Annotated in this window: 28 protein-coding genes and 2 pseudogenes; 7 read left to right on the top strand and 23 right to left on the bottom strand. The window is 65.3% G+C overall.

What is annotated here, in order from left to right; translation table 11 throughout:
* Positions 1 to 69: 69 nt before the first annotated feature.
* On the top strand, positions 70 to 1,119 hold the full coding sequence (locus GKO32_RS21460; protein WP_312868282.1) for an acyl-CoA dehydrogenase family protein: 1,050 nt from the start codon (positions 70 to 72) through the stop codon (positions 1,117 to 1,119).
* Between the two features lie 536 nt (positions 1,120 to 1,655).
* Here the strand turns inward: GKO32_RS21460 and GKO32_RS21455 are convergent.
* Both GKO32_RS21455 and GKO32_RS21450 read right to left on the bottom strand, forming a co-directional pair.
* Positions 1,656 to 2,030, bottom strand: a pseudogene (locus GKO32_RS21455) (hypothetical protein); the annotation flags it as partial.
* A gap of 15 nt (positions 2,031 to 2,045) precedes the next feature.
* Entirely contained in the window at positions 2,046 to 2,516 is a 471-nt protein-coding gene (locus GKO32_RS21450) for a MarR family winged helix-turn-helix transcriptional regulator (RefSeq protein ID WP_208024488.1), read from the bottom strand.
* Positions 2,517 to 2,595: 79 nt separating this feature from the next.
* Between GKO32_RS21450 and GKO32_RS21445 the strand changes: the two genes are divergently transcribed.
* Complete coding sequence (locus GKO32_RS21445) at positions 2,596 to 3,681, top strand: quinone oxidoreductase family protein (RefSeq protein WP_166459677.1); 1,086 nt, start codon at positions 2,596 to 2,598, stop codon at positions 3,679 to 3,681.
* Positions 3,682 to 3,830: 149 nt separating this feature from the next.
* On the opposite strand, the gene GKO32_RS21440 is transcribed toward GKO32_RS21445, so the two are convergent.
* From GKO32_RS21440 to GKO32_RS21420, 5 genes are read right to left on the bottom strand one after another with little or no spacing between them, the layout of a single operon-like run.
* On the bottom strand, positions 3,831 to 4,205 hold the full coding sequence (locus GKO32_RS21440) for a hypothetical protein (RefSeq protein WP_154758679.1): 375 nt from the start codon (positions 4,203 to 4,205) through the stop codon (positions 3,831 to 3,833).
* A complete protein-coding gene (locus GKO32_RS21435) occupies positions 4,195 to 4,533 on the bottom strand; it encodes a nitrile hydratase (RefSeq protein ID WP_154758678.1) in 339 nt (112 codons plus the stop codon). Before GKO32_RS21435 ends, GKO32_RS21440 begins: the two co-directional genes overlap by 11 nt.
* On the bottom strand, positions 4,530 to 5,042 hold the full coding sequence (locus GKO32_RS21430) for a hypothetical protein (RefSeq protein ID WP_154758677.1): 513 nt from the start codon (positions 5,040 to 5,042) through the stop codon (positions 4,530 to 4,532). The genes GKO32_RS21435 and GKO32_RS21430 overlap by 4 nt, the downstream gene beginning before the upstream one ends.
* Before the next feature lie 25 nt (positions 5,043 to 5,067).
* Positions 5,068 to 5,469, bottom strand: a complete 402-nt coding sequence (locus tag GKO32_RS21425; RefSeq protein WP_154758676.1) for a RidA family protein — start codon at positions 5,467 to 5,469, stop codon at positions 5,068 to 5,070.
* Entirely contained in the window at positions 5,466 to 6,956 is a 1,491-nt protein-coding gene (locus tag GKO32_RS21420; protein ID WP_208024487.1) for an FAD-dependent monooxygenase, read from the bottom strand. Before GKO32_RS21420 ends, GKO32_RS21425 begins: the two co-directional genes overlap by 4 nt.
* 12 nt (positions 6,957 to 6,968) lie before the next feature.
* On the opposite strand from GKO32_RS21420, the gene GKO32_RS21415 reads away from it, so the two are divergent.
* Entirely contained in the window at positions 6,969 to 7,712 is a 744-nt protein-coding gene (locus tag GKO32_RS21415) for a TetR/AcrR family transcriptional regulator C-terminal domain-containing protein (RefSeq protein ID WP_246244287.1), read from the top strand.
* A gap of 244 nt (positions 7,713 to 7,956) precedes the next feature.
* Here the strand turns inward: GKO32_RS21415 and GKO32_RS21410 are convergent, their stop codons facing one another.
* From GKO32_RS21410 to GKO32_RS40210, 8 genes are all read right to left on the bottom strand, one after another.
* Complete coding sequence (locus tag GKO32_RS21410) at positions 7,957 to 8,127, bottom strand: hypothetical protein (RefSeq protein WP_154758674.1); 171 nt, start codon at positions 8,125 to 8,127, stop codon at positions 7,957 to 7,959.
* Positions 8,128 to 8,189: 62 nt separating this feature from the next.
* Positions 8,190 to 8,291, bottom strand: coding sequence for a hypothetical protein (locus GKO32_RS40575; RefSeq protein ID WP_376765986.1), 102 nt, complete (start codon positions 8,289 to 8,291; stop codon positions 8,190 to 8,192).
* Between the two features lie 255 nt (positions 8,292 to 8,546).
* Positions 8,547 to 9,137 carry a hypothetical protein gene (locus tag GKO32_RS21405; protein ID WP_154758673.1) on the bottom strand — a complete coding sequence of 197 codons (591 nt, stop codon included), beginning with the start codon at positions 9,135 to 9,137 and terminating at the stop codon, positions 8,547 to 8,549.
* 62 nt (positions 9,138 to 9,199) lie between these two features.
* Positions 9,200 to 10,789 carry a mycofactocin dehydrogenase MftG gene (gene mftG / locus GKO32_RS21400; protein WP_154758672.1) on the bottom strand — a complete coding sequence of 530 codons (1,590 nt, stop codon included), beginning with the start codon at positions 10,787 to 10,789 and terminating at the stop codon, positions 9,200 to 9,202.
* 17 nt (positions 10,790 to 10,806) lie between these two features.
* Positions 10,807 to 11,709 carry a polysaccharide deacetylase family protein gene (locus GKO32_RS21395; RefSeq protein ID WP_154758671.1) on the bottom strand — a complete coding sequence of 301 codons (903 nt, stop codon included), beginning with the start codon at positions 11,707 to 11,709 and terminating at the stop codon, positions 10,807 to 10,809.
* 159 nt (positions 11,710 to 11,868) lie between these two features.
* Positions 11,869 to 12,786, bottom strand: coding sequence for a fumarylacetoacetate hydrolase family protein (locus tag GKO32_RS21390; protein ID WP_166459676.1), 918 nt, complete (start codon positions 12,784 to 12,786; stop codon positions 11,869 to 11,871).
* Between the two features lie 86 nt (positions 12,787 to 12,872).
* Positions 12,873 to 13,199, bottom strand: a complete 327-nt coding sequence (locus GKO32_RS21385; RefSeq protein WP_154758669.1) for a hypothetical protein — start codon at positions 13,197 to 13,199, stop codon at positions 12,873 to 12,875.
* Positions 13,200 to 13,286: 87 nt separating this feature from the next.
* Complete coding sequence (locus GKO32_RS40210; RefSeq protein WP_208024486.1) at positions 13,287 to 14,267, bottom strand: response regulator transcription factor; 981 nt, start codon at positions 14,265 to 14,267, stop codon at positions 13,287 to 13,289.
* Positions 14,268 to 14,496: 229 nt separating this feature from the next.
* Between GKO32_RS40210 and GKO32_RS38465 the strand changes: the two genes are divergently transcribed.
* On the top strand, positions 14,497 to 14,874 hold the full coding sequence (locus tag GKO32_RS38465; protein ID WP_312868281.1) for a CocE/NonD family hydrolase: 378 nt from the start codon (positions 14,497 to 14,499) through the stop codon (positions 14,872 to 14,874).
* A 184-nt stretch (positions 14,875 to 15,058) separates the two neighbouring features.
* On the opposite strand, the gene GKO32_RS38460 is transcribed toward GKO32_RS38465, so the two are convergent.
* The 5 genes and pseudogenes from GKO32_RS38460 to GKO32_RS21360 all read right to left on the bottom strand — a co-directional run bounded on the left by GKO32_RS38460 (position 15,059) and on the right by GKO32_RS21360 (position 17,829).
* Positions 15,059 to 15,265 (bottom strand): hypothetical protein, encoded by a 207-nt coding sequence (locus GKO32_RS38460; protein WP_208024485.1) that lies wholly within the window; start codon positions 15,263 to 15,265, stop codon positions 15,059 to 15,061.
* Positions 15,266 to 15,441: 176 nt separating this feature from the next.
* Positions 15,442 to 15,585 (bottom strand): hypothetical protein, encoded by a 144-nt coding sequence (locus GKO32_RS21370; protein WP_154758667.1) that lies wholly within the window; start codon positions 15,583 to 15,585, stop codon positions 15,442 to 15,444.
* 81 nt (positions 15,586 to 15,666) lie between these two features.
* Positions 15,667 to 16,131 (bottom strand): hypothetical protein, encoded by a 465-nt coding sequence (locus GKO32_RS39230; RefSeq protein WP_246244282.1) that lies wholly within the window; start codon positions 16,129 to 16,131, stop codon positions 15,667 to 15,669.
* Positions 16,132 to 16,292: 161 nt separating this feature from the next.
* A pseudogene (locus GKO32_RS40570) lies at positions 16,293 to 16,595 on the bottom strand (relaxase domain-containing protein); the annotation flags it as partial.
* 328 nt (positions 16,596 to 16,923) lie between these two features.
* Complete coding sequence (locus tag GKO32_RS21360) at positions 16,924 to 17,829, bottom strand: LysR family transcriptional regulator (RefSeq protein ID WP_154758666.1); 906 nt, start codon at positions 17,827 to 17,829, stop codon at positions 16,924 to 16,926.
* Between the two features lie 158 nt (positions 17,830 to 17,987).
* On the opposite strand from GKO32_RS21360, the gene GKO32_RS21355 reads away from it, so the two are divergent.
* Positions 17,988 to 18,869 carry an alpha/beta hydrolase gene (locus GKO32_RS21355; protein WP_208024484.1) on the top strand — a complete coding sequence of 294 codons (882 nt, stop codon included), beginning with the start codon at positions 17,988 to 17,990 and terminating at the stop codon, positions 18,867 to 18,869.
* An 86-nt stretch (positions 18,870 to 18,955) separates the two neighbouring features.
* Here the strand turns inward: GKO32_RS21355 and GKO32_RS21350 are convergent, their stop codons facing one another.
* A complete protein-coding gene (locus GKO32_RS21350) occupies positions 18,956 to 19,720 on the bottom strand; it encodes an SDR family NAD(P)-dependent oxidoreductase (RefSeq protein ID WP_166459673.1) in 765 nt (254 codons plus the stop codon).
* A gap of 105 nt (positions 19,721 to 19,825) precedes the next feature.
* The gene (locus GKO32_RS21345) at positions 19,826 to 20,533 is read right to left on the bottom strand and encodes a GntR family transcriptional regulator (protein ID WP_154758663.1); all 708 of its coding nucleotides are present in this window, start codon (positions 20,531 to 20,533) and stop codon (positions 19,826 to 19,828) included.
* Between the two features lie 149 nt (positions 20,534 to 20,682).
* Between GKO32_RS21345 and GKO32_RS21340 the strand changes: the two genes are divergently transcribed.
* Positions 20,683 to 21,300, top strand: coding sequence for a fumarylacetoacetate hydrolase family protein (locus GKO32_RS21340; RefSeq protein WP_154758662.1), 618 nt, complete (start codon positions 20,683 to 20,685; stop codon positions 21,298 to 21,300).
* Positions 21,301 to 21,305: 5 nt separating this feature from the next.
* Here the strand turns inward: GKO32_RS21340 and GKO32_RS21335 are convergent, their stop codons facing one another.
* Positions 21,306 to 22,247, bottom strand: a complete 942-nt coding sequence (locus tag GKO32_RS21335; protein ID WP_246244296.1) for an IS110 family RNA-guided transposase — start codon at positions 22,245 to 22,247, stop codon at positions 21,306 to 21,308.
* A 236-nt stretch (positions 22,248 to 22,483) separates the two neighbouring features.
* On the opposite strand from GKO32_RS21335, the gene GKO32_RS21330 reads away from it, so the two are divergent.
* Positions 22,484 to 23,416, top strand: a complete 933-nt coding sequence (locus GKO32_RS21330; RefSeq protein ID WP_154758660.1) for a VOC family protein — start codon at positions 22,484 to 22,486, stop codon at positions 23,414 to 23,416.
* Positions 23,417 to 23,463 lie beyond the last annotated feature (47 nt).

The raw sequence follows: 23,463 nt of genomic DNA, 5'->3' as shown, positions 1-23,463 counted from the left end.
CCCTCGGTCCCACCGGCGTATGGCCGGTGGGACCGAGGGAGTGGTTAAGTCGCTGATGTGATCAACTCCGTGAACACCGAGCAAACCGGGATTCTGCGCGCGAATGCGGAAAAAACCGAGCTGCGGGACCGGCTGGCCCCGGAAAGCATCGAAACGCTGAGGCGAAGCGGGGTCTTCGCCTGGCGGACACCCGCTGCCTTCGGTGGTCCTTGGGCGAGTACGACCGCGGTTGCCCGTTCTTTGGCCGAATTCGGCCGGGCCTGCCCGTCCGCCGCGTGGGTCGCCGGCACCTGTGCGACCGCGAAGACCTTGCTGGCCAGGAACTTCGATGATGAGGAGGTGCTTGGCGAGATCTTCGCCGAGCCGGACACGCTCGCGTGCGGATCGGGCCACCCGACGGCGCAAGGACAACGCACGGCGGAGGGTGTCCGCATCACCGGCCGGTGGTCGGCCCTTTCCGGCTGTGAGGACTCGGACTGGGCCGCGCTGGCGCTGACCATCGACGGCAGCTACAGCTGGGCCTACGTCCCGACCAACCGGCTGGTCCTCGATCGGACCTGGCAGGTGCCCGGTATGCGCGGCACCGGCAGTCACACCCTGGTGGCGGACGATGTGCTCGTGCCGGCCCAGTGGGTGACCGCGGGGTCGTTGCCCAGCCCTGCGGACCGGCCGTTCTACGCGATCGCGGTGCTGGCGCCCATCGTGGGTGCGGCATACGGCGCGCTCGAGGTGATCGATGCGATGTTCGCGTCTGGGCGAGCGCCATCCATGTCCAGCTATTCCAGCATGGCCGAGTCGGCCGGCGCTCGTCAGTGGCTGGCCGAGGCCACCCACCTCGTGGACCGCGCGGACCGGGCGATGATGACGGTCGCTCAGGCCGATGAGCGTGGCGACGCCCCGGCGGAACTCGACAGCGCTCGCCTGTCGATGATGCTGGCCGAGGCAGTGAGCGACTGCCGGTCCGCCATCGAACGGATGCTCGACCTGCACGGTGTCAGTGGTTTCAGCACCGCCAACCCACTCCAGCGGTACTGGCGCGACATCGCCGTCGCGAGCCGTCATCCGCAGTTCAACGGATATCTCGCGGTGGAACGCCTCGGTGCGGTCCTGGCCGGCTGAGACGCCTTGGGCGGTAAGCCGGTCACGCGCGAGCCATCCCGAGGGCGCTTTCCACGGTCTCGTGGTTCGCACCTCCCGGTGCGACGGTATACGCGGCATCCAAGACGGCGGCGTGGTGCTTCGGGAATGGGCTTCGGGTGGAACCGGCCGCAGTGGTCGCCGCCGCGCTGGCGACTGCGATGCCCGAAACCGGCCTTCACTTGGAGCCGGTCCTCGAGCTTCCTCGGGACCACGGAGACTCCAAGGAGGACGAAGAACACCACTGCGACGATCGCGACGCCGGCATACAGCAACACCACCACGACGTGGCACTGATCGATGCCAAGGGCGACCAGGTGGCCAAGCGGCGCATCAGCGATGACAGCCCGGATTCGGTGCGCTGCTCGATCTGCTGGCCCAGCAAAGCGACAGCACCGAACACCCGATCCCGGTCGCCATGGAAACCCCACGGGGCCTGCTGCCGCAATGCCTGCGCGCCACCGGCCGCAAGGTCTACGCGATCAACCCGCTCGCCGGCGCCCGCGACGGGGATCGCTAACCGCTGTCTCGGTTTTCTCGTCGCCGCAGATCTCGGCATAAGCGATGCGTGAGTGATCATCGACAACGGTGTGCACGTAGGCGCGTCCGACGATCGGATTGCGCCACTTGCTCCGCGGTTCGCCGGTACGGGCTGCCGTCGCCGATCGGTTGCGATAGCCCGGCTGCTTGCCGACGTAGCGCCAGCCGCCGCCGGGGATGTTGCCGAACTTAATGATATCGACATGGATCAGCGAACCTGGATGGTCATATTCGTAGCGGCGCACCGGCTCGCTGGTGACACGGTCGGTCGCGGCGAGCCGGTTGATCCCGCAACGCACCAGAAGCATTGGACCACTCGTTCTTAGTGGGCTGGCTTGATCCAGCCGCGCAGGCGGTCAGTGGTGTGATCACCGCGCGTCCTTCGGCCAAGGCATTTTCAGGATGCTTCGGAGGATCGCGACGGTTTCCGAGCCGAGATGGTCGCCGAGTTCGTCTTCCAGGTCCGCGAGGATATCTTGGGCTTTACGGCGTCTCTCGGTCCCGGTTTGGGTGACACGCACCAGCCCGGTACGCGGAAAACCCGTGCCCGGTTCGAGATACACCAGTCCTTCGGCGGTGAGTTGCCGGATGGCTCGGTGCATGGTCTGGCGAGTGACCCCCGCGCGGCGGGCCAGTTCGGCTGTGCTGGCGCCGGCTTCGTCCAGGTGGGCCAGGACCAGCGTATGCGCCACGGTCATCGGCGTGATACCGGCATCCTCCATGCGGGCCGTGAGCTGGTCGGTGAACCAGCGCTCCCCCTGACGCAGCAGGCTGACCAGCAGTTCGGCCGGTGGTGTGTGGTTGCGCGGGGGCATGAGGTCCTTTCGAAGCGCTTGCACCGGGCCATCATTATGCCTATGCTCAGTGTCAGCAATGCTGACACTGAGCATAGGCGGGCCGGGCGGTAAGGAGTGAATGGTGACCGCAAACGATGCAGACGTCGAAGAAAACATGAAGGCGGTGCGTTTGTTCGAATACGGCGGTCCTGACGTGCTGGTCTACGTGGATGTGCCGGTGCCGGTGGTGGGGGTGGATGAGGTGTTGATCCGCGTTCGTGCCACGTCGGCCAATGCCTGGGATCTTCGTTATCGGGCCGGCCACCTGCCGGCCAGTCTTCCGGGGCGAGGCGCGTTTCCGCTGCCGTTCCAACTCGGCCGTGACGCGGCGGGGGAAATCGTGGCCGTCGGGGCGGACGTCAACCGGTGGCACGTCGGCGATCGCGTGGTACAGATGGCACACCCGGCCTGTGGGCGCTGTGCCATGTGCCTGCGCGGCAACGACAATCTGTGCCTCGACGTCGAAGTCCCCGGCCATCAGATCTTCGGTGGGAACGCCGAGTACATCGTGCGCCACCAAGACGCCGTGCTGACCATTCCCGACGGCGTCGGCTTCGAAGTGGCCGCGGCGACCATGTGGTCGTACAGCACGCCACTGAACTGCGCGCGACGGGCTCCGGTCGGGCCGGGCGACACGGTGCTGATCACCGGCGCCAGCGGGTCGATGGCGACGGCCTGCGCTCAGGTTGCCAAGCTCAACGGCGCGATCGTCATCGGAACGACCACCAAGACCGATCGCGATGACCGGCTCAAGGCCGCCGGCTACGACCACATCGTGCACTCGACCGATCCGCGGATGACCGACCACGTCCGGGACCTCACCCGCGGGCTCGGTGTGGACGCCGTATGGGACTGCGTCGGGGGCGACGACTTCTTTCAGCTCTCGGTGCTCTGTGTCCGTGTCGGCGGTACGGTTCTCGTCCTCGGCGCGCCTCTCGACGCGGGACGGAACCTGGACATGAGCATCATGACTTTCATTGCCAAGGAAATGAACGTCCACGGTGTTCGTGGCGCCAGGCGCCGGGACAACGAAATCTGCCTGGAACTTCTCGCCGACAGGAAGATCAGCCCGGTCATCGACCGGACTTTCCCGCTGTCTCAGGCTGCGGAGGCGCACGCATATCTGGAAAGCCAGGGCCCGATCGGAAAGGTGCTCCTACTGCCGTAGAGACCTGGCTGAGGTTTCAGCTACCCCGGTGTGGGCGAGCCGGCGGTGGCATGCGGCGGATCTGTGTGTTCGAATTCTTCCAGGTCGTCGGAATCGGCCACGTCCATGCGCGTGGCGGCCCGGGTTGATCACCACCGGGCCGCCGAAGGTCACTGGTCAGCACCGGCTCGTTCCGCGGCCAGACGGAGCCAGTTCGAGCGCATGTCCCGGAGTACCCACGTCAGGCGGACGTCGGGGATGAGATACCCGCCGATTCCGATGTCGGTATGGAGGAGGTCGAAGATGCGTTCGCTGACCTCGCTCACTACCACGTCCGTTTCGCCGGGGTCCGCCGGCAGCGGCGGGATGAGGATGGTGATCAGGCCGGGCCGTTCGTCGATGCTCTCGACGTGGTGGTCGCCGTCCGGCAGGTAGCCGAAATGTCGCTTGAGCGCCGACTCGGGGTCGGTCACGAACTCGCCGCGGACCCGACTGTCCGTGGTGAGCAGGCGGAAATGCTCGTCGGCCAGTTCGTCAGGAGTCATCGCGAACCTCGGTGTTTTCACGGAACGAGCGGCGCATGGCGAGCAGGGACACCTTCATTTCTTCCGGCAGGATCCAGCAGAACATGTCCGCGCTTCGCCACAGGTCGATCTGGTTGATGCGAGGTTGTGCGGGTGCCTCGTTTCGGAGCGGGGGAACCAGGTAGTAGAGGGTGTCGCGCCGCTGGATGCGGACGTCCAGCTCGACCCCCTCCGGTACCTCGACGCCGAGTTCGGCGAGCGCCTTCTTCGGGTCGGTGCGCAGGAGATCCCGGAACCGGCCGTCGGTCCACGCTCGCTCGGTGATGGCTCGTTCGAGTTCGACGGTCATGTCGTCCGCCTTTCGTTTCCGGTGATGGCCGCACAAACCGGGGTGGCCGCAGTCCACAGTCCTAAGTGGCCAGTTGCGACCGTCAGGCACTCTGCGCCCTGTTCCAGGGCACGGGCGGCCATGGGGGTGAAGGGGGAGCGGTCGCCGAAGAGGATGTAGCGGCTTGGTGGTCGCTTGCCGTCCGCGGCCGGCGGCAAGGGTTCTTCGTGGGTGGCCAGGCCGATCGGCCGCAGCCGGGAAACCACGTCGGGGTCGGTGAAGCCGAGGGTGTCGAGCCCGAACGGAGGCACCGTCCGGCCGGCCGGATCGTGGGACGCAGCCGCTTCGGTGAATGGCTGCCGGCGCATCGGCATCAGGTCGAATGCGGATTCGCCGGGTGAGGGAAGGTAGGCGTCGAGATAGCCGTGTTCGGTGGCTGCGCCGGGGTCGGTGAGGGTGGGGCGACAACTGTGTGTCCTTGGTCGGACAACCGCGCCGCGATCCGGTCCCACACCCAGCCGTCGCACCACGGTCCGTGCACCAGGACGTAGTCGCTCATCGGGCGGGTACCTTCGCGACGACGTCGACTTCGACGAGCACGCCGGGGGCGAACAGCGCGGAGACTCCGACCAGGGTGCTCGCCGGAGCCGCGGGCACTCCTTGGCGCAGTGCCGTGAAGAGTTCGGGGAGCAGTTCGGGGTGGTAGTCCACGATGTACACGGTTTCCTTGATGATGTGTTCGCGTCCGCAGCCGGCGGCTGCGAGAGCGGTGTCGAGGTTCTGAGCGATCCGCCGCATCTGGGCCAGATGGTCCCTTCCGGACAGGTTCCCGTGTTCGTCCCAGGCGACCTGTCCGGAAAGGAAGACGAGGTCGGCGCCGGGGACGAGCACGGCGGGGGTGAAGGCCCCGGGAACATGGTGAAGACCGGCGGGCGTCAGGTACTCGGGATTGGTCATCGCCACACCGCCACACGCTCGGGAGTACCGGCCCAGGCCGTGATCCCGGCTTCCCGGACCGCGGCGTCCGGCGGGTCGTTTTCGCGGCGAACCCACGCGATATGGCCGTCCGGTCGGACAAGCACTTCGCTGACGTCCTCGGCCCAGAGCCGATCGCCACCCGTGGCCACTGTGATCCGGTTCTTCCAGCCGTCGGTGACCTGTGCTGTGCAGTCACCGGTGAAGTCGACGTAGCCGAATTTGCCGCTGTGCACCAGCTCCGAGACTCTCGTGCCCGGTGAACCAAGCGACAGGTCGGGCATGCGGGTACCGACGAGCGGGTCGTCGGCCGGTGCCGGGTAGGACGTCGCCAGCGCGGACACGAGACCGGCCAGCCGGGCGTTGACCTCGGGGATATCAAGAAGGGAGTCCAGCAGCCCGCGCAGCGCGATCACTGGACGCTGGTAGTCGGGTACCAGGGTGAGTTCTAGCAGCAGCGTCTGGGCCTGGGTATTGTCGGTGACCAGTTCTCCCACCGGAAACCGCTCGGCGTGGTAAGTGTCGAGCAGGCCCGGCGGTGCCCAGCCGTTGATCTCGCCGGCGAGTTTCCATCCGAGGTTCATCGCGTCCTGCAGGCCTGTGTTGAGGCCCTGGCCCGCCGCAGGGAAGTGGATGTGTGCCGCGTCGCCGGCGAGGAAGACCCGGCCGGCCCGGTAGGTCTCCGCCAGCCGTGTGGCGTTTCCGAAACGTGACAGCCAGTGTGGCTCCGCGATCCCGAAGGACGTGCCCGCCAGTTCCACCAGCGCTTCGCGGAACTCCTTGAGGGTCACCGGTTCCGTCGCCGGGATGCGCATGCGCTCCGGGTCGGTGAGCACGAAGCGGGTCAGGCCGCCGGCCAGTGGGGCGATCAGCACGGGGACCTGCCCGGCCGCGGCAATCTCCTCCTTGTCGGTGACGGCGAAGTCGCCGAGCATGGCGCTCATCGTGCTGTCCGATCCTGGAAAACCGATGCCGGCGGACTCCCGGACCTTGCTCCGGCCCCCGTCACAGCCAACGAGATAGGCCGCGCGTAGACGGAAGTCCCCGTCTGGCCCCACGCCCGCGACGTCGACCCCGTCGTCGTTCTGAGTCTGCGACACGACTTCGTGCCCGTAGGAGATTTCGACGCCGAGTTCCCGTGCGCGTTCTTCCAGCAGTTGCTCGGTGCGTGCCTGTTCCAGGAACAGGGTGTAGCCGTGGCGAGTGTCCAGTCCGGAGAAGTCGAGTTCCCGTGACAGGCCCGCGAAATGCCAGCTCGGGACGGTGTGGCCCAGGGCGAGAAAACGATCGGCGATGCCGCGCAGTTCGAGGATCTCGATGCTGCGGGGATGCAGTGTGAGGGCGCGGGACTGCCCGTGCCGCGTCCTCTGTCGTTCGAGTATCCGGACCCGCACTCCGGCCAGTGCCAGTTCGGTGCCGAGCAGCAGGCCCGTGGGGCCAGCTCCGCTGATCACTACATCGGTGTCCACCAGGTCGTCTCCTTGATTTTAATTTACGAACAACGTTCATTTAATACCTCGGCCAGTATCCTGGCGAAGCGTGAAGCTGTCAAACGCGTTGCTAGGCTCTATCGGGACATGACCGCGCACCAGCCCCGCACACGAGGGCGACCACCGGCCGCCGACCGAGCCAACGTCACCGCAGCCGCACTCCGGCTGCTCGACGAAGCGGGCCTTGACGCGCTCACGATGCGGAAACTGGCCACCGCGGTCGGCGTCCAAGTGGGCACGCTCTACGGCTACTTCCCGACCAAGCGGGCATTGCTGACCGCCATGGCCGAGGCGATGTTGAACGGCTGCCGTGACGCGGCTGAAGGAGTCCCCCAGCCGCGTGAACGGGTATGGGCCCTCGCGAAAAGCCTGCGCACAGCGCTCTTGTCTTATCGCGACGGAGCGCGGGTATACGCGGGGACGCACGCCACCGGACCGAACACCCTGGGCTTCGCCGACGCTCTCAACGGCGCCTTACGTGAGGCCGGACTTGACGCCCCGGCGGCGATGAAGTCCGCGCTCTTGATCCTGCACTTCGCGACCGGCCATGTCCTCGAGGAACAGGCGGCGATCCAGTCTGGCCCTGAACTACCCGCCGACATCGACAACCTGCGCCAGGCGATCCGGAAGGGCGACTATCCGCATCTTGCCCAAGCCCAAGATCACCTGACAGGAATGGATCTGACCGAACTCTTCGAACAGGGCCTGCGGCTGCTCACCTCAGAGTTATCCTGATGGTGTCAAGTCTGCGGTCTCAACTCACCACGTTCCCTGCGGCCAACCGCGGACAACTCCGCTCCAAGCCGAATCGCGAAACTCTCCTGAGTGAAACCCAGACGTGCCGTCAGCGCGTCCTGCAGGTTCGCCACCTCGACGACTTCCGCTCCGGCCGCCGCCAGGTGCCAAGAACGGGCGGGGGAGGGATCTCGCGTGAGCGCCAAGGCAGGCGTAGGCGATGTAGGCGTAGAGCCGCTGCCGATCAGCGCGGCCAGGGTCGCCTGCCACAGCTGAGGTCGAGGGTGACGCCGACGACGCCGAGGATGACCAGGACCAGGTTCGCCTGGACGCCGACCATGAACGGGTTGGCCTGCTCGACGGTCATCGTGCGTTCGGGCCCGCGCGAAAGCACGAGGCCGGGCGGTTCGAGCATCAGTGGTCGCCGAGGGTGGTGGAGGTGGAGCAGCTAGTCCGGCCGCCGTCCACGACGTGAACTCACACGCCCACACCCACGCTGGCCCACGTGGTTCCGATCTCCTCGAGCACCTGCAGATAGACCTCGTATTCCTGGCCGCCGCCTCCGTACTCCCCGGGAATAGGGCAGGCTCAGCAGCCCGTAGCTGCCAAGTTCGGCCGGCACCTCGCGAGGAAACGCCTCCTCGCGCTCGGCGTCGCCGGGCGGGCGGCAAGTTTGTTCGACGCGAGATCTCGCACCATCTCGATGAGCCTGAACGAGTATGTCGGCTGTGAACGCCGCTCGGCCGGTCGAGCGGTGAATGAGACGGAGTTGCGCTTGCCCGCCGCGCGACGTTCGGCGTGGCATCACGGGACGCCGAACGACTGCGCTCTTCCCTAAGCCGGCAGGTATGGACTTATCGCGTCGCGAAACTCCTCCATCGTGATGTCCTCCTCCGGGGACAGCTTCGTAACCACCATCTCGTCGATGGCGTAGACATCCTCGCCGATGAGCAGCGCTTCCGGCGTGTACCACCATCGGTTCGCGACCGGCGTCATCGCGATATAACGCGCAGCAGGGTCGTCTACTTCAAACCCCTGAGCCAGGAAATGTGCGCCGTCCATGATGAAGGCAGCCCGAAAGAATGCCATCAGACCCCAGTCGGCGACCAAGAAGGTGCACTGCGGTGGTCCGTAGGCGCACGCGAAGGCGATGACGCCCGCGCTTATGGTGTGTTCATAAAAGCGCCGCACCTCGTCACCTTGCATGGTCGTGAGGGCGTCGAAGCCGAGGCCTCTGAAGTGATAGGTGGGGCGCTCGACAATGAATCGCCCACTGAAAAGCTCCTCATTGTGGCCAAGCTGCTCTAGCGCTGCATGGTGCTGTAAATTGCGCAAGATTGCTTGATGATGCGGGTTGGTTGTCTTCTCGATAGTTGCCTGAAGATGTTCGTGCCAGTCTTTACATAGCTGCATGTACTTGCTCATGTGCGATGCGCTCCTCGTCGCGTGACGTGCCTCAGATCTACATAATCGACCACCCAGTAGTGTCACCTCCCGTCGGCCACACCCCCATTACTGGCTAGAAGGTAGCCTTCCGCGGATTGTCGGGACGACTTCTCGTCGCCATCACATATGAGACCGGCTGCTTTTTGGCCAATCATCATTGTCGTGGCGAATGGCCCCCGGTGCAGAGGTGTTGGGAATACAGACGCGTCCGCAACCCGCAGATTCTCGAGTCCATGAACGCGAAGATTCCGGTCGACGACCGTAGACTCCGAAGTTGACTTGCCCATCGACAGGGACCCGGCCGTGTGGGCCGTCGCGCCGAAAACGTCCCGTACCCAGGTTGTGAGTCCGGTGTCATCCTTGTAAAACTGTGATATGTGAGGCGCGATCTCTTCAATCTGGTCGTGGAAAGGCGACTGGTGCATGATGTCCAGACAGGTTGCGACGGCCGATGCAAGTCGCTCGATATCGCGCCCGGCAGATCCAAAGTTGTAAGCGAGACGTAGCGGCACTCCGGGATCGGGCGAAACGATTTCCATCGATCCTCGACTGTCTTCGCGATGAAGAATAACGCACATCGCGTGCCCGAGAGCGCCCATGGGTTGCGCGAAGAGGATCACTTCGAGGTCACCCGCCGGCGCATTTCCGGAGTCGAAATTCAGCGCGGCTTGTGGTGCGAACATCTCCTGGCGGTGAATGGCCAGTTCAGGGGTGGGCCGGTATGGCACCCAGATGCACGGATCGTCGAACCAATCACGCCCAACGCCAGGCATATCTTGAACTATCTCAATGCCGGCTCGCCGCAGCATGTCGGCTGGCCCGACGCCGGACACCATCAGCAGGTGCGGGGAATTGAACGGGCCTGCGGACAGGACGACTTCGTCGGCCATGAAATTTGTTCGGTCGCCGGCAGGGCCGACGGCTTCGACGCCAACAGCACGCTGTCCATCAAAGAGAATGCGCTGGACCTGCGTGTTGCCCATGACTGTCAGGTTGGATCTTCCCAGGTGTGGCACGATGCAGCGCACGCCTGGTTGGGAGCGGAACCCCTCTAGGGTGACATTTCCGGGAAGCAGACCTGCCCCCGGTGCCGATCCAGCATTCTTGTCGGGTTCCACTGGGAATCCTGATCGCTCACATGCTTCCAGGAACCCGACAGACAGCGGTGAGAGCAACTCGTTGGCGGCGCGGCGTACTTCGATGGGCCCTGCTGTCCCATGTGCGTGAGTGTCGAAGTCTTGATCGGTCTCGATTGCGCGGAACGACGGCAACACATCTTCGTAGGACCAGCCGTCGAGGCCCAATGCGGCCCATTCATCGAAATCCGCTGGTACCCCACGGACAAAGTAGCTGCCGTTGATCGCTGACGACCCGCCGAGGATCTTGCCGCGCGGCGTCTTCCAGCGCCGGTCCGACGTGATGCTCAGTTCGTATGACCAGGTGTTTGGATGGTTCGGGACCGTAGTCGCCTCGCGATTGGCCGAGAACCGCGCCGCCGTCGGGAATAGATCTTCGCTTGTCGGAACGTCGCCGGCCTCAATGACGAGGACACGACAGTTCGGGTCTTCCGACAAACGCATTGCAAGTACCGAACCGGCCGAGCCTGCTCCAACTACTATGACGTCATGCATATCTATTCGTTCCCCTTCTATCCGTAGCGTTCCACGATCCACTCAGCGATTTGCCTTCGTGAGGCGAACCAGACGTCGTCGTATTTTTGGGCGTATTGGATGCATTCTTCGACGGCCCAGGAACCGAACGGGCGACCGTAGATGGCTGCGTGCGCGGTGGCGCCGACCATGCCGCCGGACTTCGCACTCTCTCGGTAGATGGCATCAAATTTGCTCTTGAACCAGTCGACATAAACGCTCGGGTGGTGCTTGCCACCGATGTAGACCTTGATGTCGTTCAGATCGAGTTGATAGGGGATGGCAACCAGTGGGCCGGACTTGGTCTCGACGAAATAGGGACTGTCATCGTCCAAATAGTCTCCGTGCCACTGGTAACCTTGCTCTTTGAGCAGGTCAGGCGTGTGGACGCTCGGCTGCGCACTGGGGCTGATCCAGCCCACGGGAGCGATGCCTGTAGCAGCTTCGATGGCTTCGGAGCACCGACGGATATTGTCTCGTTCTCCGGCTTGATCGAGCTTCCAAGCGCGAACCTCTTGGGCGTAGGAGTGTGCACACAGCTCATGGCCGCCGGCATGTACTGCTTTCATCAGGTCCGGCCACTTGTGCGCCGCCAGTCCGGACACAACGGCCGTTACCGGAATGTTGTTTCTGTTGGCGATCTCGAGCAGTCGTGGCATGCCGCGACGCGGGCCGTAGTCCTGCCATGAAGCGGCGCCGGGATCGCGATAGCCATGCGAGAGCAACTCCTGCGAAATCTCGACAGGGGCACCGTCGTGATAACCGGTCTCGACTGACCCGCCCTCCCATAGTTCGAGCGCGAAAGACAAGACAACCGCAACGCGCGCATTATTGGGCCATTCGATGCTGTTGAACCTCACTGTGCCGCGGTCGCCTTGAGGGTGCGGCTGATCACTGGCCATGGAATTCGGCCTCCTAGTTGTTCTGCTCTTGTCGCTGTCTTGCAGCCGCTCATTGAGCGACCATATGAGGTTGTTTCAGGATGGAGGAACGAAACGGAAAGACGCAGGGCGATCTGAGCTGCGGTTCCCGTCGGCGGTCACCGTCCTTCAGGCGTGGTGTCAGATGATCTCCCGCCGAACCCGGTTCTCGATTGCCCCGATCTGCTCGATCTGGCAGCGGACCAGGTCGCCGTCCTGGAGAAATTGCGGTGGCTCCATGAAATTGGCGACGCCCGCGGGTGATCCGGTCAACAGCACGTCGCCTGGGTTGAGTGTCATGATGCTGCTGGCATAGGACACCAGGATGCTGATGCTGTAGATGAGGTCGGAGGTGTCGCTGTCTTGGCGAACGCCGTCGTTGACGGTCGTGCACATTCGCAGCGGCTGCGCCCAATCGATCTCATCGCCGGTAACGAGCGCGGGACCCATTGGACAGAATGTGTCGAAGCTCTTTCCCAAATAATGGGTCAATTTGAAGAGTGGCACTTCCTCGTGCTCGGCGATCTGTATGTCGCGCGCCGACAGGTCGTTGGCGACGCAGAAACCGGCAATATGATTGTTCGCCTGGTCTTCTGTGATGCGCCGGCACGGTTTGCCGATGATGGCGGCAATCTCGACCTCATAATCGAGCTTCTTGGTCTCTGGGGGCAAAACGATGTCGTCGTGTGGCCCGCATACGGATGAGGTGGATCTGCCGATAAGCATGGGCCGGTTGGGCGGATTGATTTTGCCGACGAGCGGTTCGGCCTCTCGCAGGTGCGAATAAGTGTTGGCGCCGGCAAGCAGGACATTTCCCGGTTGGGGTATTGGGGCGCCGAGACGGGTGGAGGTGGGGTCGAGAAGCTCCATGCTGTCGACCGCTTTCGCCACGCGCTCCAGCTTGTCGCGCCAGTTCTGCTGGCTCAGAAGGAGCCGTAGATCGGACACGGGATCCTCGAGGTTGGCCAGTCGCATTCCCTGCTCCAGGTCGGCGATGCCGTTGTCGAGCCAGATGCCGGCGCGGTAGGCGCCTGGTTTGCCGTAACTTACGAGTTTCACTCTGCTGCCTTTCATGGTCGTTCGAGAGCTGCAGCCTCCGGACACAACACCCGTCGCAGGACCCGCAGGGCTGCTGATGGCTTCGATCAACGAAGGTCGATGAAAGTCCGGGTTGCCGTCGCGACGCTGTCAACTGCGCGTAGCTCCCGGCGCACCCGCTTGTCGGATGACGATGCGGGCTGTAGCTGAGCGCCGGAGGCGCAGGCGTCCCCAGAGCCCGCGGCCTTCACGTTGCTCTCGGTGTCGATGCCGTGGCGTTGGCGAGCGGGCCGGCCGCGAGGACGGTCGGTCAGCGTGTCGGCGGCGCGGTACCTGGCGCGTGTGGGAGCGCAACCCACATCGAGAGCCCGGTCATCGAACGTGATGACCGGGTTTTCGATCTGATGGTTGGAGACTGGCAAGACGAACGACACCCCTTTGAGTCGATCTTCGCGCTGATGCGATATCGCTCCAGAATGGGCCTTACCCGCGGTGGCCGACAGCCACATTTGTGGGGGTCTTTACAGCAGTCCCTGGCGACGTGCTTGGACGACGGCTTGGCCGCGCGAGTGCGCGTCCAACTTGGCATAGAGGGACTTGGAGTAGGTCCGCACCGTCTCGGTTGTCAGTCCGAGCTGATCGGCGATTTCGTGGTACGACAACCCCGAGTCCAGTTCGCGCACCAAGTCGAGTTCACGTGGCGTCAAGGCCGCCACGCCCGGAGCCGATGCGCTACCCACTGGCTTCGTGTTCGCTTGTGCGATGGCCGCCAGGATTCGTTTCTTGGACCAGTGCCGAGCGATGACCACGGCGGAGCTAGTGACGATCGGGGATTCGCGGTCGGTCACGACGACGTCAGCCCAGTTCAAGGATTCGGGCAACTCCGGCGCGTACGGGCCGTGAACCAGCCGGACTTCGGCGTCGAGGCCTTGCTCGAGTATGCGGGCCAGGCCTTCGGCGGCGAGCATGTCCTGATGCAGTACGAGCACGCGCAGGGTGGGAGCCGGACCGAGCCCCAGCGTTGTAGCGATGGTGGGCGCGGCTGCTGTGATGACGCGGGCGACGGCATCCCAGGACGTGCGGTAATCGGAGGAGGACAGCAGCACGGCGCCGCACGTCTTGCCCTCAACGGCGATCGGCACGGCACATCCGGCGCGGTGGCCCGCGACCATGGATATCCTGTCAAGAAGCCGGTCGAAGTCTGGCTCGTGGCCAAGGTCGCTCGAGGCCCAAATCCGTCCGGCGGCAACGGCCTCAAGGCGGGTCGACTGTTGCGTAAATGCGACGGCTCCGACTCGGATGAGGTCCATGCCGGTGACGGCGAGCACGCGACCTTCACTCGCACGCGTATCGACAGCGGCAAGGGTCACATGCTGGACGTCGGCGCGACGAAGTATAAGATCGGCCAGTGGACCCGCTTTGTCCCGCCGCTCTCCAGCCGCGATGCGCCTGACCTGCGCGGCAAGCCCGGCTGCCTTCGGCCTGACTTCGATGTGAGCCACACAGTCAGCATAACCGCGATGTTCCGGCCGGCCGTCTCGGATGCTGCACCGGTACCGGTAGTCATGACCCAAGGCCCCTACGGCAAGGGCGTGCCGTTCCAGGAAGCGTACCGAACGCAGTGGGAATGGCTCGAACAGACCTACCCCGACCTGCTCGCCAGCTCCACCCGCTCCTACTTGACGTGGGAGACGGTCGACCCCGAACTCTGGGTGCCCTTGGGGGTACGCGGTGATCCGCGTGGACTCGCGCGGCGCAGGCCGCTCACCTGGCCGCCGGGACGTGTTCTCCCCAGGCGAGATCGCCGACTTCGCCGAGGCTATCGAGTGGGCCGGCACCCGGTCATGGAGCACCGCCAAGGCCGGCCTCAACGACATCTCCTACTACGCCATCACCCAATGGCAGGTAGCCGTCCTGCAGCCGCCTCACCTCGCGGCCATCATCCCGTGGGAAGGGGCCGGGGACTACTACCGTGACGTTTCCCGTCATGGCGGTATCGCCAGCAACGTCTTCACCGAATGGTTCAACCGGCGGGTGGCGTCGGTCCGGCACGGCAACGCAGACGCCTCCACCCGACCCATGGTTGGACGGGCTCGCGACCGGGCCTGATGTCCTGGATGCTGCGCAATGCGCCGCGTCGCGCAGCGAACCGGTCGAGGAGATCCTTGCCCGGCCCTTGGACGGGCCGTATCACCGGGAGCGGTCGGTGACTGATCGAAGGTCGTCGTACCGTTCCTGTCCGCCGCGAGCCTGGCCGGCTTCGGGCTGCACCAGCGTGGCAACTTCGAGGCGTTCATGAACGCCGCCTCGCCCCAAGCACCTCGAGATCCACCCGGATCGCCACGAGGAATGGTTCTACCTGAAAGAAGGCATCGAAACCCCGAAGCGATTCCTCGACCACTACCTCAAAGGCGAGGACAACGGCATCGACCGCGAACCCCCAGTCCTGCTTCGCCTGCGCCGGCCGTTCACCAACGACACGGAGCAGCGACACGAACACGAATGGCCCCTGGCGCGAACGCAGTGGACCCCCACTCACCTCGACGCCGCCTCGCTCGGACTGTCGATCGGCGCCGCACCCGACACGGGGTCCTGGACGCCTGCTGTGTGAGCAGGCGTGACAAGCCGAGGCTTTCGCCCTACTTGGGTGGCGTGCTTTTGAGAAGCGCGCCGAGACTAATCAGGATTTCCCCCAAGTTCGTTCTGGCGCTCGACCGCCGTTTCCGTCGCAATTTCGACCATCGACGCCGGCAGACCGATGTTGACGGCCCGGATCGCGCGGACAACCGCATCGGTCTCATCCACAACGTCCTCGGTCATTTGTCCATGCCTCCGCTCTCGCCCTTTTGGAAGGCTGAACCAGCGACATTGATCGGGGGTTCACTGCGGGAGGAGAAGTGCTCAACCCCGCCTACGCCTTAACTCCAACTCGTCGCGCAAAGTTGCGGAGCTGTGAGCGGCTGTTGTCCTGCGCCAGCGACCCCGGGCCGGTCGGTGTTTTAGCGGGGTCGCGAGCTTCACGCTCTCGGCGGTCAGGCCATCCAGTAGTTGTGTGAGCCGGGCGCCGTCGAGGTCGCCGAGGTGGTCGGGCAGGGCGTCGCTGATTGCGCGGGTGAGATCCGGCGCCGTCCACCCAGCTTTGGTGGACTGTACATCGGCCAAGGCCGTGTTCAGCACTACCTCCCGTGACCATTCGGGCGCTTCGGGCTGCTCGTGCGAGAGGGCCGGAACGTCGCGGGCCACGCCGGCGAGTCCGTCGGCGACCTCCGCACGCAGCTCCCGGTCCCAGCGCTCGAGCCGGGCCTCGGCGGTTTCACCGTCGTGGGTCCTGGCCTTGCGGGTGGCGAAGGTGGCCTGCCGTTGCAACCGGTCCAGCTCCAGCGAATTCGGCTGGCGGCCGCACTTCGCCTCGAACGCCTCGACCAGCGGCGCGGTCTTGCGGGTGATCGCTCGGCGCCTTGCGGGTGAACAGCCTTCATAACCTGCGGCGAAATCCCCACCACCTCGCGGGCCTTGCCATCCGGGTGTGACGCGAACCGCACCCCCAGGGCCCGGACGAGGTGTTCCTGCGTGGTGCGCTCCCCGACTGCGGCGGCAGCACCGCGATGCAGGTACAGGGCGCGGCCGTGCAGGGTGCGCCACAGCCCGTCGCTGCCCTCGACGCGGTTGAGGATCGCGTTGTGCATGTGCAGCTGCGGGTCGTGATTGCGCGAGTCGTGCTGAAAGAAGCTCGCGACCACCAGGTCGTGCGCGTCGATGAACCGGCCCGCGGCGCCGCCGTGGTGGCCCACTCGGGAGTAGCCGGCGTGCTCGGACAGGTAATCCAGCACCGCCCGGTTCCCGGCCCAGGCCGCGTCCTGATCGGCGCGTTGAGCATCATCGAGAACGACTTGCCGGCCGCGTTGCCCTGGAGCCACAACTACTGACCGCCAGACCACGACGTACCACAACAGTTCCCCTGAGGCCCTAGGGAATGTTTGCCGTGCACGCGGCCAGGAACTCGCTGCAGCCCGTGATCACGGTCGCGGGCATGGCCGTGGCGAACCTGTTTGCGTACGCCACGGTGGTGGAAAGATTTTGCGGAACGCCCTCGGGCTTGCCCTTGAACGAGCGGCTGGCCATGCGGGCGTGCCGAATCCGGGGTTACGACCATATTCCTTACTGGTCTCCACCGGGCGGGGCCTCCGCGAACGAGCGGAGCACTTCCCGTAGGGCCGCGGCGGTTTGGGAAAGTGCCCGGTCGCTTCGGGAGGCAAGGCCGACGTCGAAGGATGGCGGCTTTTCCACCAAATCCACCGGTGCGAGCCGGGGTCGTTCGACTAGACATTCCGCCGGCAGGAACCCGATGCCGACGCCAGCCGCGATGAGGGATTGCGCGCTGCGCGTGTCGGCCACTTCGATCGCGACCTCGCGCCGCACCCTCGCCTTGGCGAACAGTCGGTCCATTGTCCGGCGGTTGCCCCAGTCTCGCGGAAAATCCACGAACGGCCGGTCGGCCACGTCGGCCAGTCGTACCCCTTTCCGGTGTGCCAATTCGTCGTCGTCTCGGCAGGCGAGTGTGGCCTGCATACGGGACAGATGATCGATTCGGATCTGTGGCGGTTCCCTGCCGCTGACGGGGATCACGGCGAGGTCGACCTCGTCGTGCAGCAGCACATCAGTGCGGCCGTCGACGGGGCCCATCGCCAGCGTGATGCCTATTGTGACCTGCGGGGATTCTGCCCGGAAGGCTGCCAGCGCCGCGGGCAGGTCGAAGTCTCCGCACGAGACCGGCACCGCGAGTCGAACGTGGCCGCGCAGCGGGCCTTTCAGCAGCGCGAACTGCTCGCGAGTCTGGCGGGCCTCGCCGAGCATCACGCGGGCTCGCTCGAGAAGCAGGTTGCCAGCATAGGTCAACCCGACCCGGCGGCCGACCCGGTGGAACAGCTTTACGCCGAGTTCCTCTTCGAGGCGGTGCACCGCTGCCGATGCGGTCGATTGCGTCACGTGGGCCCGCCGCGCCCCGTTGGTGACATGTTCCTCTTCCGCTACGGCAACGAACAGTTCGAGCTGACGCAGGTCCACAGCGCCTCCCCATCATTCGCCTGTACCGAACGAACTTATCGGAAAACATCGTTGGACTCGATGCTTCTGCGGAGGCAATCTGGCGTGCAGAGCATCCGTTTCGTCGTCAGGAGAACAGGCCGATGACCCCCGACCAGATCGAAAAGACCCTCACCACCTTGGCGGACGGGTTCATTCAGCCGCGTTCGCCGATCTACCACCGTCCCGACGAGGCGGGACTGGCCTACGAGGACGTTACTTTCCCTTCCGTGGACGGTGTTCCGCTCGAAGCCTGGTACATCCCCGCGGAGGGCTCCGGCAAGCTGATCATCTGCAACCATCCGCGCTGGTTCAACCGTTCCGGTCTAACCTCGCACCTCGAGCCCTGGAAGTCCTTCGCCGGAGCGACCGGCAACGATTTCGAGATCAATTTCGTGCCGGACTACAGGATTCTGCACGACGCTGGCTATCACGTGCTGGCCTACGACTTGCGCAACCACGGTCACAGCGGTAGCGCCAACGGCGGGATTTTCACGGTCGGTCGTTACGAATACCGCGACGTGCTCGGCTCGCTGAAGTACGTTCGCAGCCGGCCCGACACCGCCGCTCTGACCATCGGTCTGTTCAGCCGCTGTGTCGGCGCGAACTCCACGATGTACGCGATGCAGCGCGACCCGGCCAGCTTCGAGGGCGTCCGTTGCATGGTTGCCCCGCAGCCGCTGTCCAGCGGGGTCGCGCTCGAGCGGGCGCTGGAGCGGCTGGAGATCCCGGTTGGCCACCTGGCCGACTTGGACGAGCTGATCTACCGGCGGACCAGCTTCCACATCGATGAGTTCTCGCCCGTGCCGTGGGCCAAGAGCGTTACTGTCCCAACCTTCCTGTACCAGGTCCGTGACGACGTGTACACCCGGCCGGACGACATCCAGGCCATGTACGACAACATCCCCGCCGCGAAGGAACTCTTCTGGATCGAGGGCACCACGCGGCGCTGGGATGGCTACGCCTACTTCCAGCGGCACCCCGAGCGGATGCTGGCCTGGTTCGACACCCACATGCGCTGATGTCTCCCGAGGTTCTACGACCGCCCCCGCAGTGTCAAGGCCGGGCCGCCGCCGCGAACCAGGTGGCGGCCCGTGGCCTGGGCCAGCTACGCGCCGCTGCGCACGCGTCCACCGTCGACGTGCAGGATCTGGCCGGTCATGAAGCTGGCGTTCTCAGATACCAGGAAAGCGAGCACGTTGGCCAGGTCCTCGGTCGTCGACCAGCGTTTGATCGTCTGTGTGGCCACGATGAGGTCCATTTCTTCGTCGTTGGTGAGCCCCGCCGGGCCGGGCGGCCGGGCGTAGAACCCCTCGGTCGGCACCACGCTCGGCGCGATCGCGTTAACGGTCACGCCGTCGTCCCCCAATTCGTTGGCCAGCGCCCTGGTGAGCGTGTGCACTGCGCCTTTGCTTGTCATGTAAGCGAGTTGGCCGCGCACCTGGGACAGGGTCATCGTCGAGCCGGTGTTGACGATGCGTCCCCAGCCCGCGGCTCGCATGCCAGGAGCGAATGCCTTGGCGAACAGAAACATCGAGTCGACGTTGGTCGTCTGGATGCGCCGCCAGTCGGACAGCGTGAGGTCTGCCAGGGCGGCTCGCAGGAACACGGCGGCGTTGTTGACCAGAATGTCGCATCGGCCGAACCGGGCGGTCACAGCTTTCTCCACGTCGGCGACCTGGTCGGGTTGGCTGACGTCGCAGCACACGGCAAGTTTCTCGGCCGCACCCGGCAACTCGTCGAGACTTCCGGTCGCGTCGATCACGTCGACAGCCACGACGTTCGCGCCCTCGGCCGCCAGTCGGCGGCAGTAGGCGTACCCGATACCCCGGGCGGCTCCGGTGACCACTGCGGTCTTTCCCTCGAGACTCATCTGAAACTCCATTCCTGTGCCCACGATGGGGGTGGGGAGCCGAAGACGGCAGGCGCGACCACCGTGACCTGCGCCGGGAACCGCAGTCTGCGCGATCTCGCGAGTTCAGTCCTCGGCCTTGCGGTCGGCAAGGCCGAATGTGGACGCGTAATCAGTCAGGATCTGGCATGTGCGGGTGATGTGGTCGTCGAAGAGCTTGACCGCCTTGTCGGCGTCGTGGGCCAGCGCCGCGTCGAGCAGTGCCCGGTGTTCGCCTTCGACGTCGCGGTCCGTCTCGCGGCCGCCGGCCGCCGCCCAAGCGCGGTAGAGCTCGGCTGTGTCAGACAATCGCAGCGCCAGATCGAGCAGGACCGCGTTGTCGCACCCTTCGATCAGCGTGCGGTGGAAGTCCAGATGCGCGCGAGCCCAGTCCTCGTTGCGCACCGGCGGATCGCCGTCGTGGAAGATCGGCTCGCTGGCAAGTCGGTGATGAGCGGCCAGGACCGCGGACTCCCAGGCCACATCGCCCCGCTCGACCGAGAGCCGGAGCGCGCCTCCCTCGGTCACCAACCGGGCTTCGGTCAGCTGCTCGAGCACATCCAGCGACAACGGCACCACATGAAAGCCGCGGTTACGGTCGATACGCACCAGACCCTTGGCAGCAAGGATGCCGAGCGCCTCCCTGACGACGCTCACACTTACGTCGTAGCGTGCCCCGATTTCGGCGGGTTTGAGCCGCTGCCCAGGCAGAAGCTCACTTCCGTTCAGGATCGCTGAACGTAACCGCTCGTACACGAGCACACCAAGGCTTTCGCCGCCCCCTCGCTTCGCCATAGGCCGACGATAGCACACTCTCCGGCAAAGAAAATTTTTTAGTATTGACTAGCGAATATTGGTCTGAGATTGTTTCGTCAGTTCGCTCTTAGGTAGTCGGTGCCGCCGAGGATGTTCGATCGACGGCACTCCACTCGAAAGGTCCCCTCATGCGAATAGCCGATCTCGCCGGCCGTCTTGTTCTGCTGACTGGTTCCCGAGCGGTCGGCGTCGAGGAGGCGAGCGACAAGCGCTTCGGTTCCGACTCGCAGGCCATCTACGCGCGCTGGGACGAGTTCGCCGGCTGGGCGACGGATGCGCCGACAGCTGGCGCCGCCAACTACAACGAGGCCGATCTCCGCCCACCCGCTCCCGCTCCCACGCAACTTTTCGCGGTCGGCCTCAACTACAAGAATCACGCGGCGGAGGCCAGCCTCGACCTGCCGGAGTCCCCGGCGGTCTTCACCAAGTTCGCCACGTCGCTGACGGGGCCGTTCGGCGAGGTCGTCCTGAGCGGGGACTCCGTGGACTGGGACGGCCCCACCGGCCCGTGGCTGGTGACGCCTGACGCACTGCCGGACCGGAACGACCTCGAACTGGGCTGCACCGTCAACGGCGAGACCGTCCAAACAGGACGCACCGCGGAACTCGTCTTCCCGGTTCCCGAACTCATCGCCCGGAGTCCACAACGGTTTCTGACCCCAGGGGACGAGCTGGTGAGCCGGATCGAAGGGATCGGCGAGATGCGCCACCGGCTGGTCGCGGCACAGCAAGGAGAATCTGCATGATCGTGTCAAGCCGCTGCGGTAGCGGGTTGTGGCGCGGTCGGTGTGAACTTCCGGCGGTCGCGCAGCAGCCTGCGGTTGTAGCGTTTCGGCCGGCGCAGGTTGCCGGTGACCCGGCCGGAGTCCTGCGGCACGGGCGCCAGCCCGGCGTAGGAGGCCAGTCGACCGGAGGTGGCGAAAGCAGCGAGGTCACCGCCGGTGGCCACCAGGAATTCCGCCCCCAGGATCGGTCCGAGACCGGGCAGCGACTCGATGATCTCGGCCTGCGGGTGTTCCCGGAACCGGCTGGTGATCAGCTTGTCGGTGTCCTTGGTCTGCCGGTCCAGATCGAGCAGCTGCTGGGCCAGGCGGGCGATCAGCGCGGCGGTGGTCTGCTCGCCAGGCAGTCGCAGTGTCTGAGCCCCAGCGGTGGCCAGCGCGTCGGCGGCCATGCGTGGGATGCCCTTGGCCCAGGCGCCGTGTTCAGGCAGATAAGTGTCCACACCGGACTTTCCGGCGTCGCGGATCGCTTGTGGTGTCTGGAAACCGGTGACCAGTATGAGAGCGCTGCGGGTGGAGTAGTCGAAGGCGCGTTCCAGCGCGGGGAAGATCCCGGTCAACATCTCGCGCAACCGGTTGACCCCACGCACCCAGTCGGCCATCAGGTCCTCGCGGTGCGCGGTCAGCCGGGTCAGCTCGACGACGAGGTCGTCGGTGGCGGTGACCGGGGTGAGGTCGGTGCGCATGCGGGCGGTTTCGGCGATCACCCGGGCGTCTTTGGCGTCGGACTTCGCCTCACCACGGAACACCCCGGTCATCCGGTTGACGACCCGGCCGGGCACATAGACCACCTGCTGCTCGATCGCGGCCTGGTCGTTGGCGAGTTTCTGCGAGAACACCACTGTGCCGGCCGGGTCCATCACGCACGCGTGATGGGTGGCCTTGCCGACGTCGATACCGACCCACCCCAGCGGTCGATCCGTCCCGCTCGTTCTCCTGTTGTCGCAGGTCAACCCCGTGGACAACCCCGCCAACAGGTCCCTGAACAGCGACGGCCCGCATGAGATCTAATTCAGCCAGGGCGTCCGGAACGACGGGGCGGCCATTCTCCTCGAGCCACCGTGCGGCAACCACTGATCAGCCACACCCCATCGCCCTGGGCATCCGGGGCACCAACCCCGAACAACATCAACCTTAGGGACGACTGATGGCTCTGCACAGCCTTACGGACGTCACCATCGGCGTGCCGAACGTCGAGGAGACTGCCGCCTACTACACGGAGTTCGGGCTTCGCCCGACCGCCCGCGGCGCTGAGCACAGATTCGCCACCGCTGACGGGGGCGAGCAGTTGCGGCTCCGGCCCCATCCCCGACGCCGGCTGCTCTCGCTGGGGATCGGCGTCGATGACGCGGACGACCTCGCCCGGATCGCCGCCTCGCTGGGCGGTCTCGAGGTCTCCTGCCGCCGCGAGCGCGACACCCTACGGACCGCCGACCCGGTGACCGGTCTGGTGGTGACCGTTTCGGTGGCCCCGCGGTTGCGACAGGAAGTGACTCACGCGGAGCCCGTCAACTCACCGGGAAACCTGGTTCGCCCCAACCGCCGGGCACCGGCGATCGAGCGGCAGGATCGGGTGCGGCCGCGCAAACTCGGCCACGTCGTCTTCGGCTCCGTCGATCAGGCCGCGACGCAACGATTCTTCACCCAGGGACTGGGCTTCAAGGTCAGCGACGAGGCCCCCGGCCTCGCGTCCTTCCTTCGGTGCTCGACCGAACACCACAACGTCCTCGTGCAACAGGCTCCGGTGAGCTTCCTGCACCACACGTCGTGGGAGGTCGACGACGTCGACGAGATCGGCAGGGGAGCGACCGCCATGCTCGAAGGGCATCCGGAACGGCACACCTGGGGCCTGGGCAGGCACTACATCGGCTCGAACTTCTTTTGGTACCTGCGCGATCCGGCAGGCAACTTCTCCGAGTACTACTCCGACATCGACTGCATTCTCGACGACCAGCTATGGGAGCCCGCAGTGGTCGCCGGCGAGAAGAGTCTGTACGCATGGGGCCCGCCGCCACCACCGTCGTTCCTCGCGCCCGAAGACCTCGCCGACCTGATGGCCGATTCCCACGACGGGGCATGAGCCACGTCGTTCGTCTTTCCCGCGGACCCACAAAGGGCCCGCAATCC

This window comes from Amycolatopsis pithecellobii (genome assembly GCF_009707865.1).
Classification (GTDB): Bacteria; Actinomycetota; Actinomycetes; order Mycobacteriales; family Pseudonocardiaceae; genus Amycolatopsis_E; species Amycolatopsis_E pithecellobii.
This window is presented reverse-complemented; position numbering and strand designations above follow the sequence as displayed.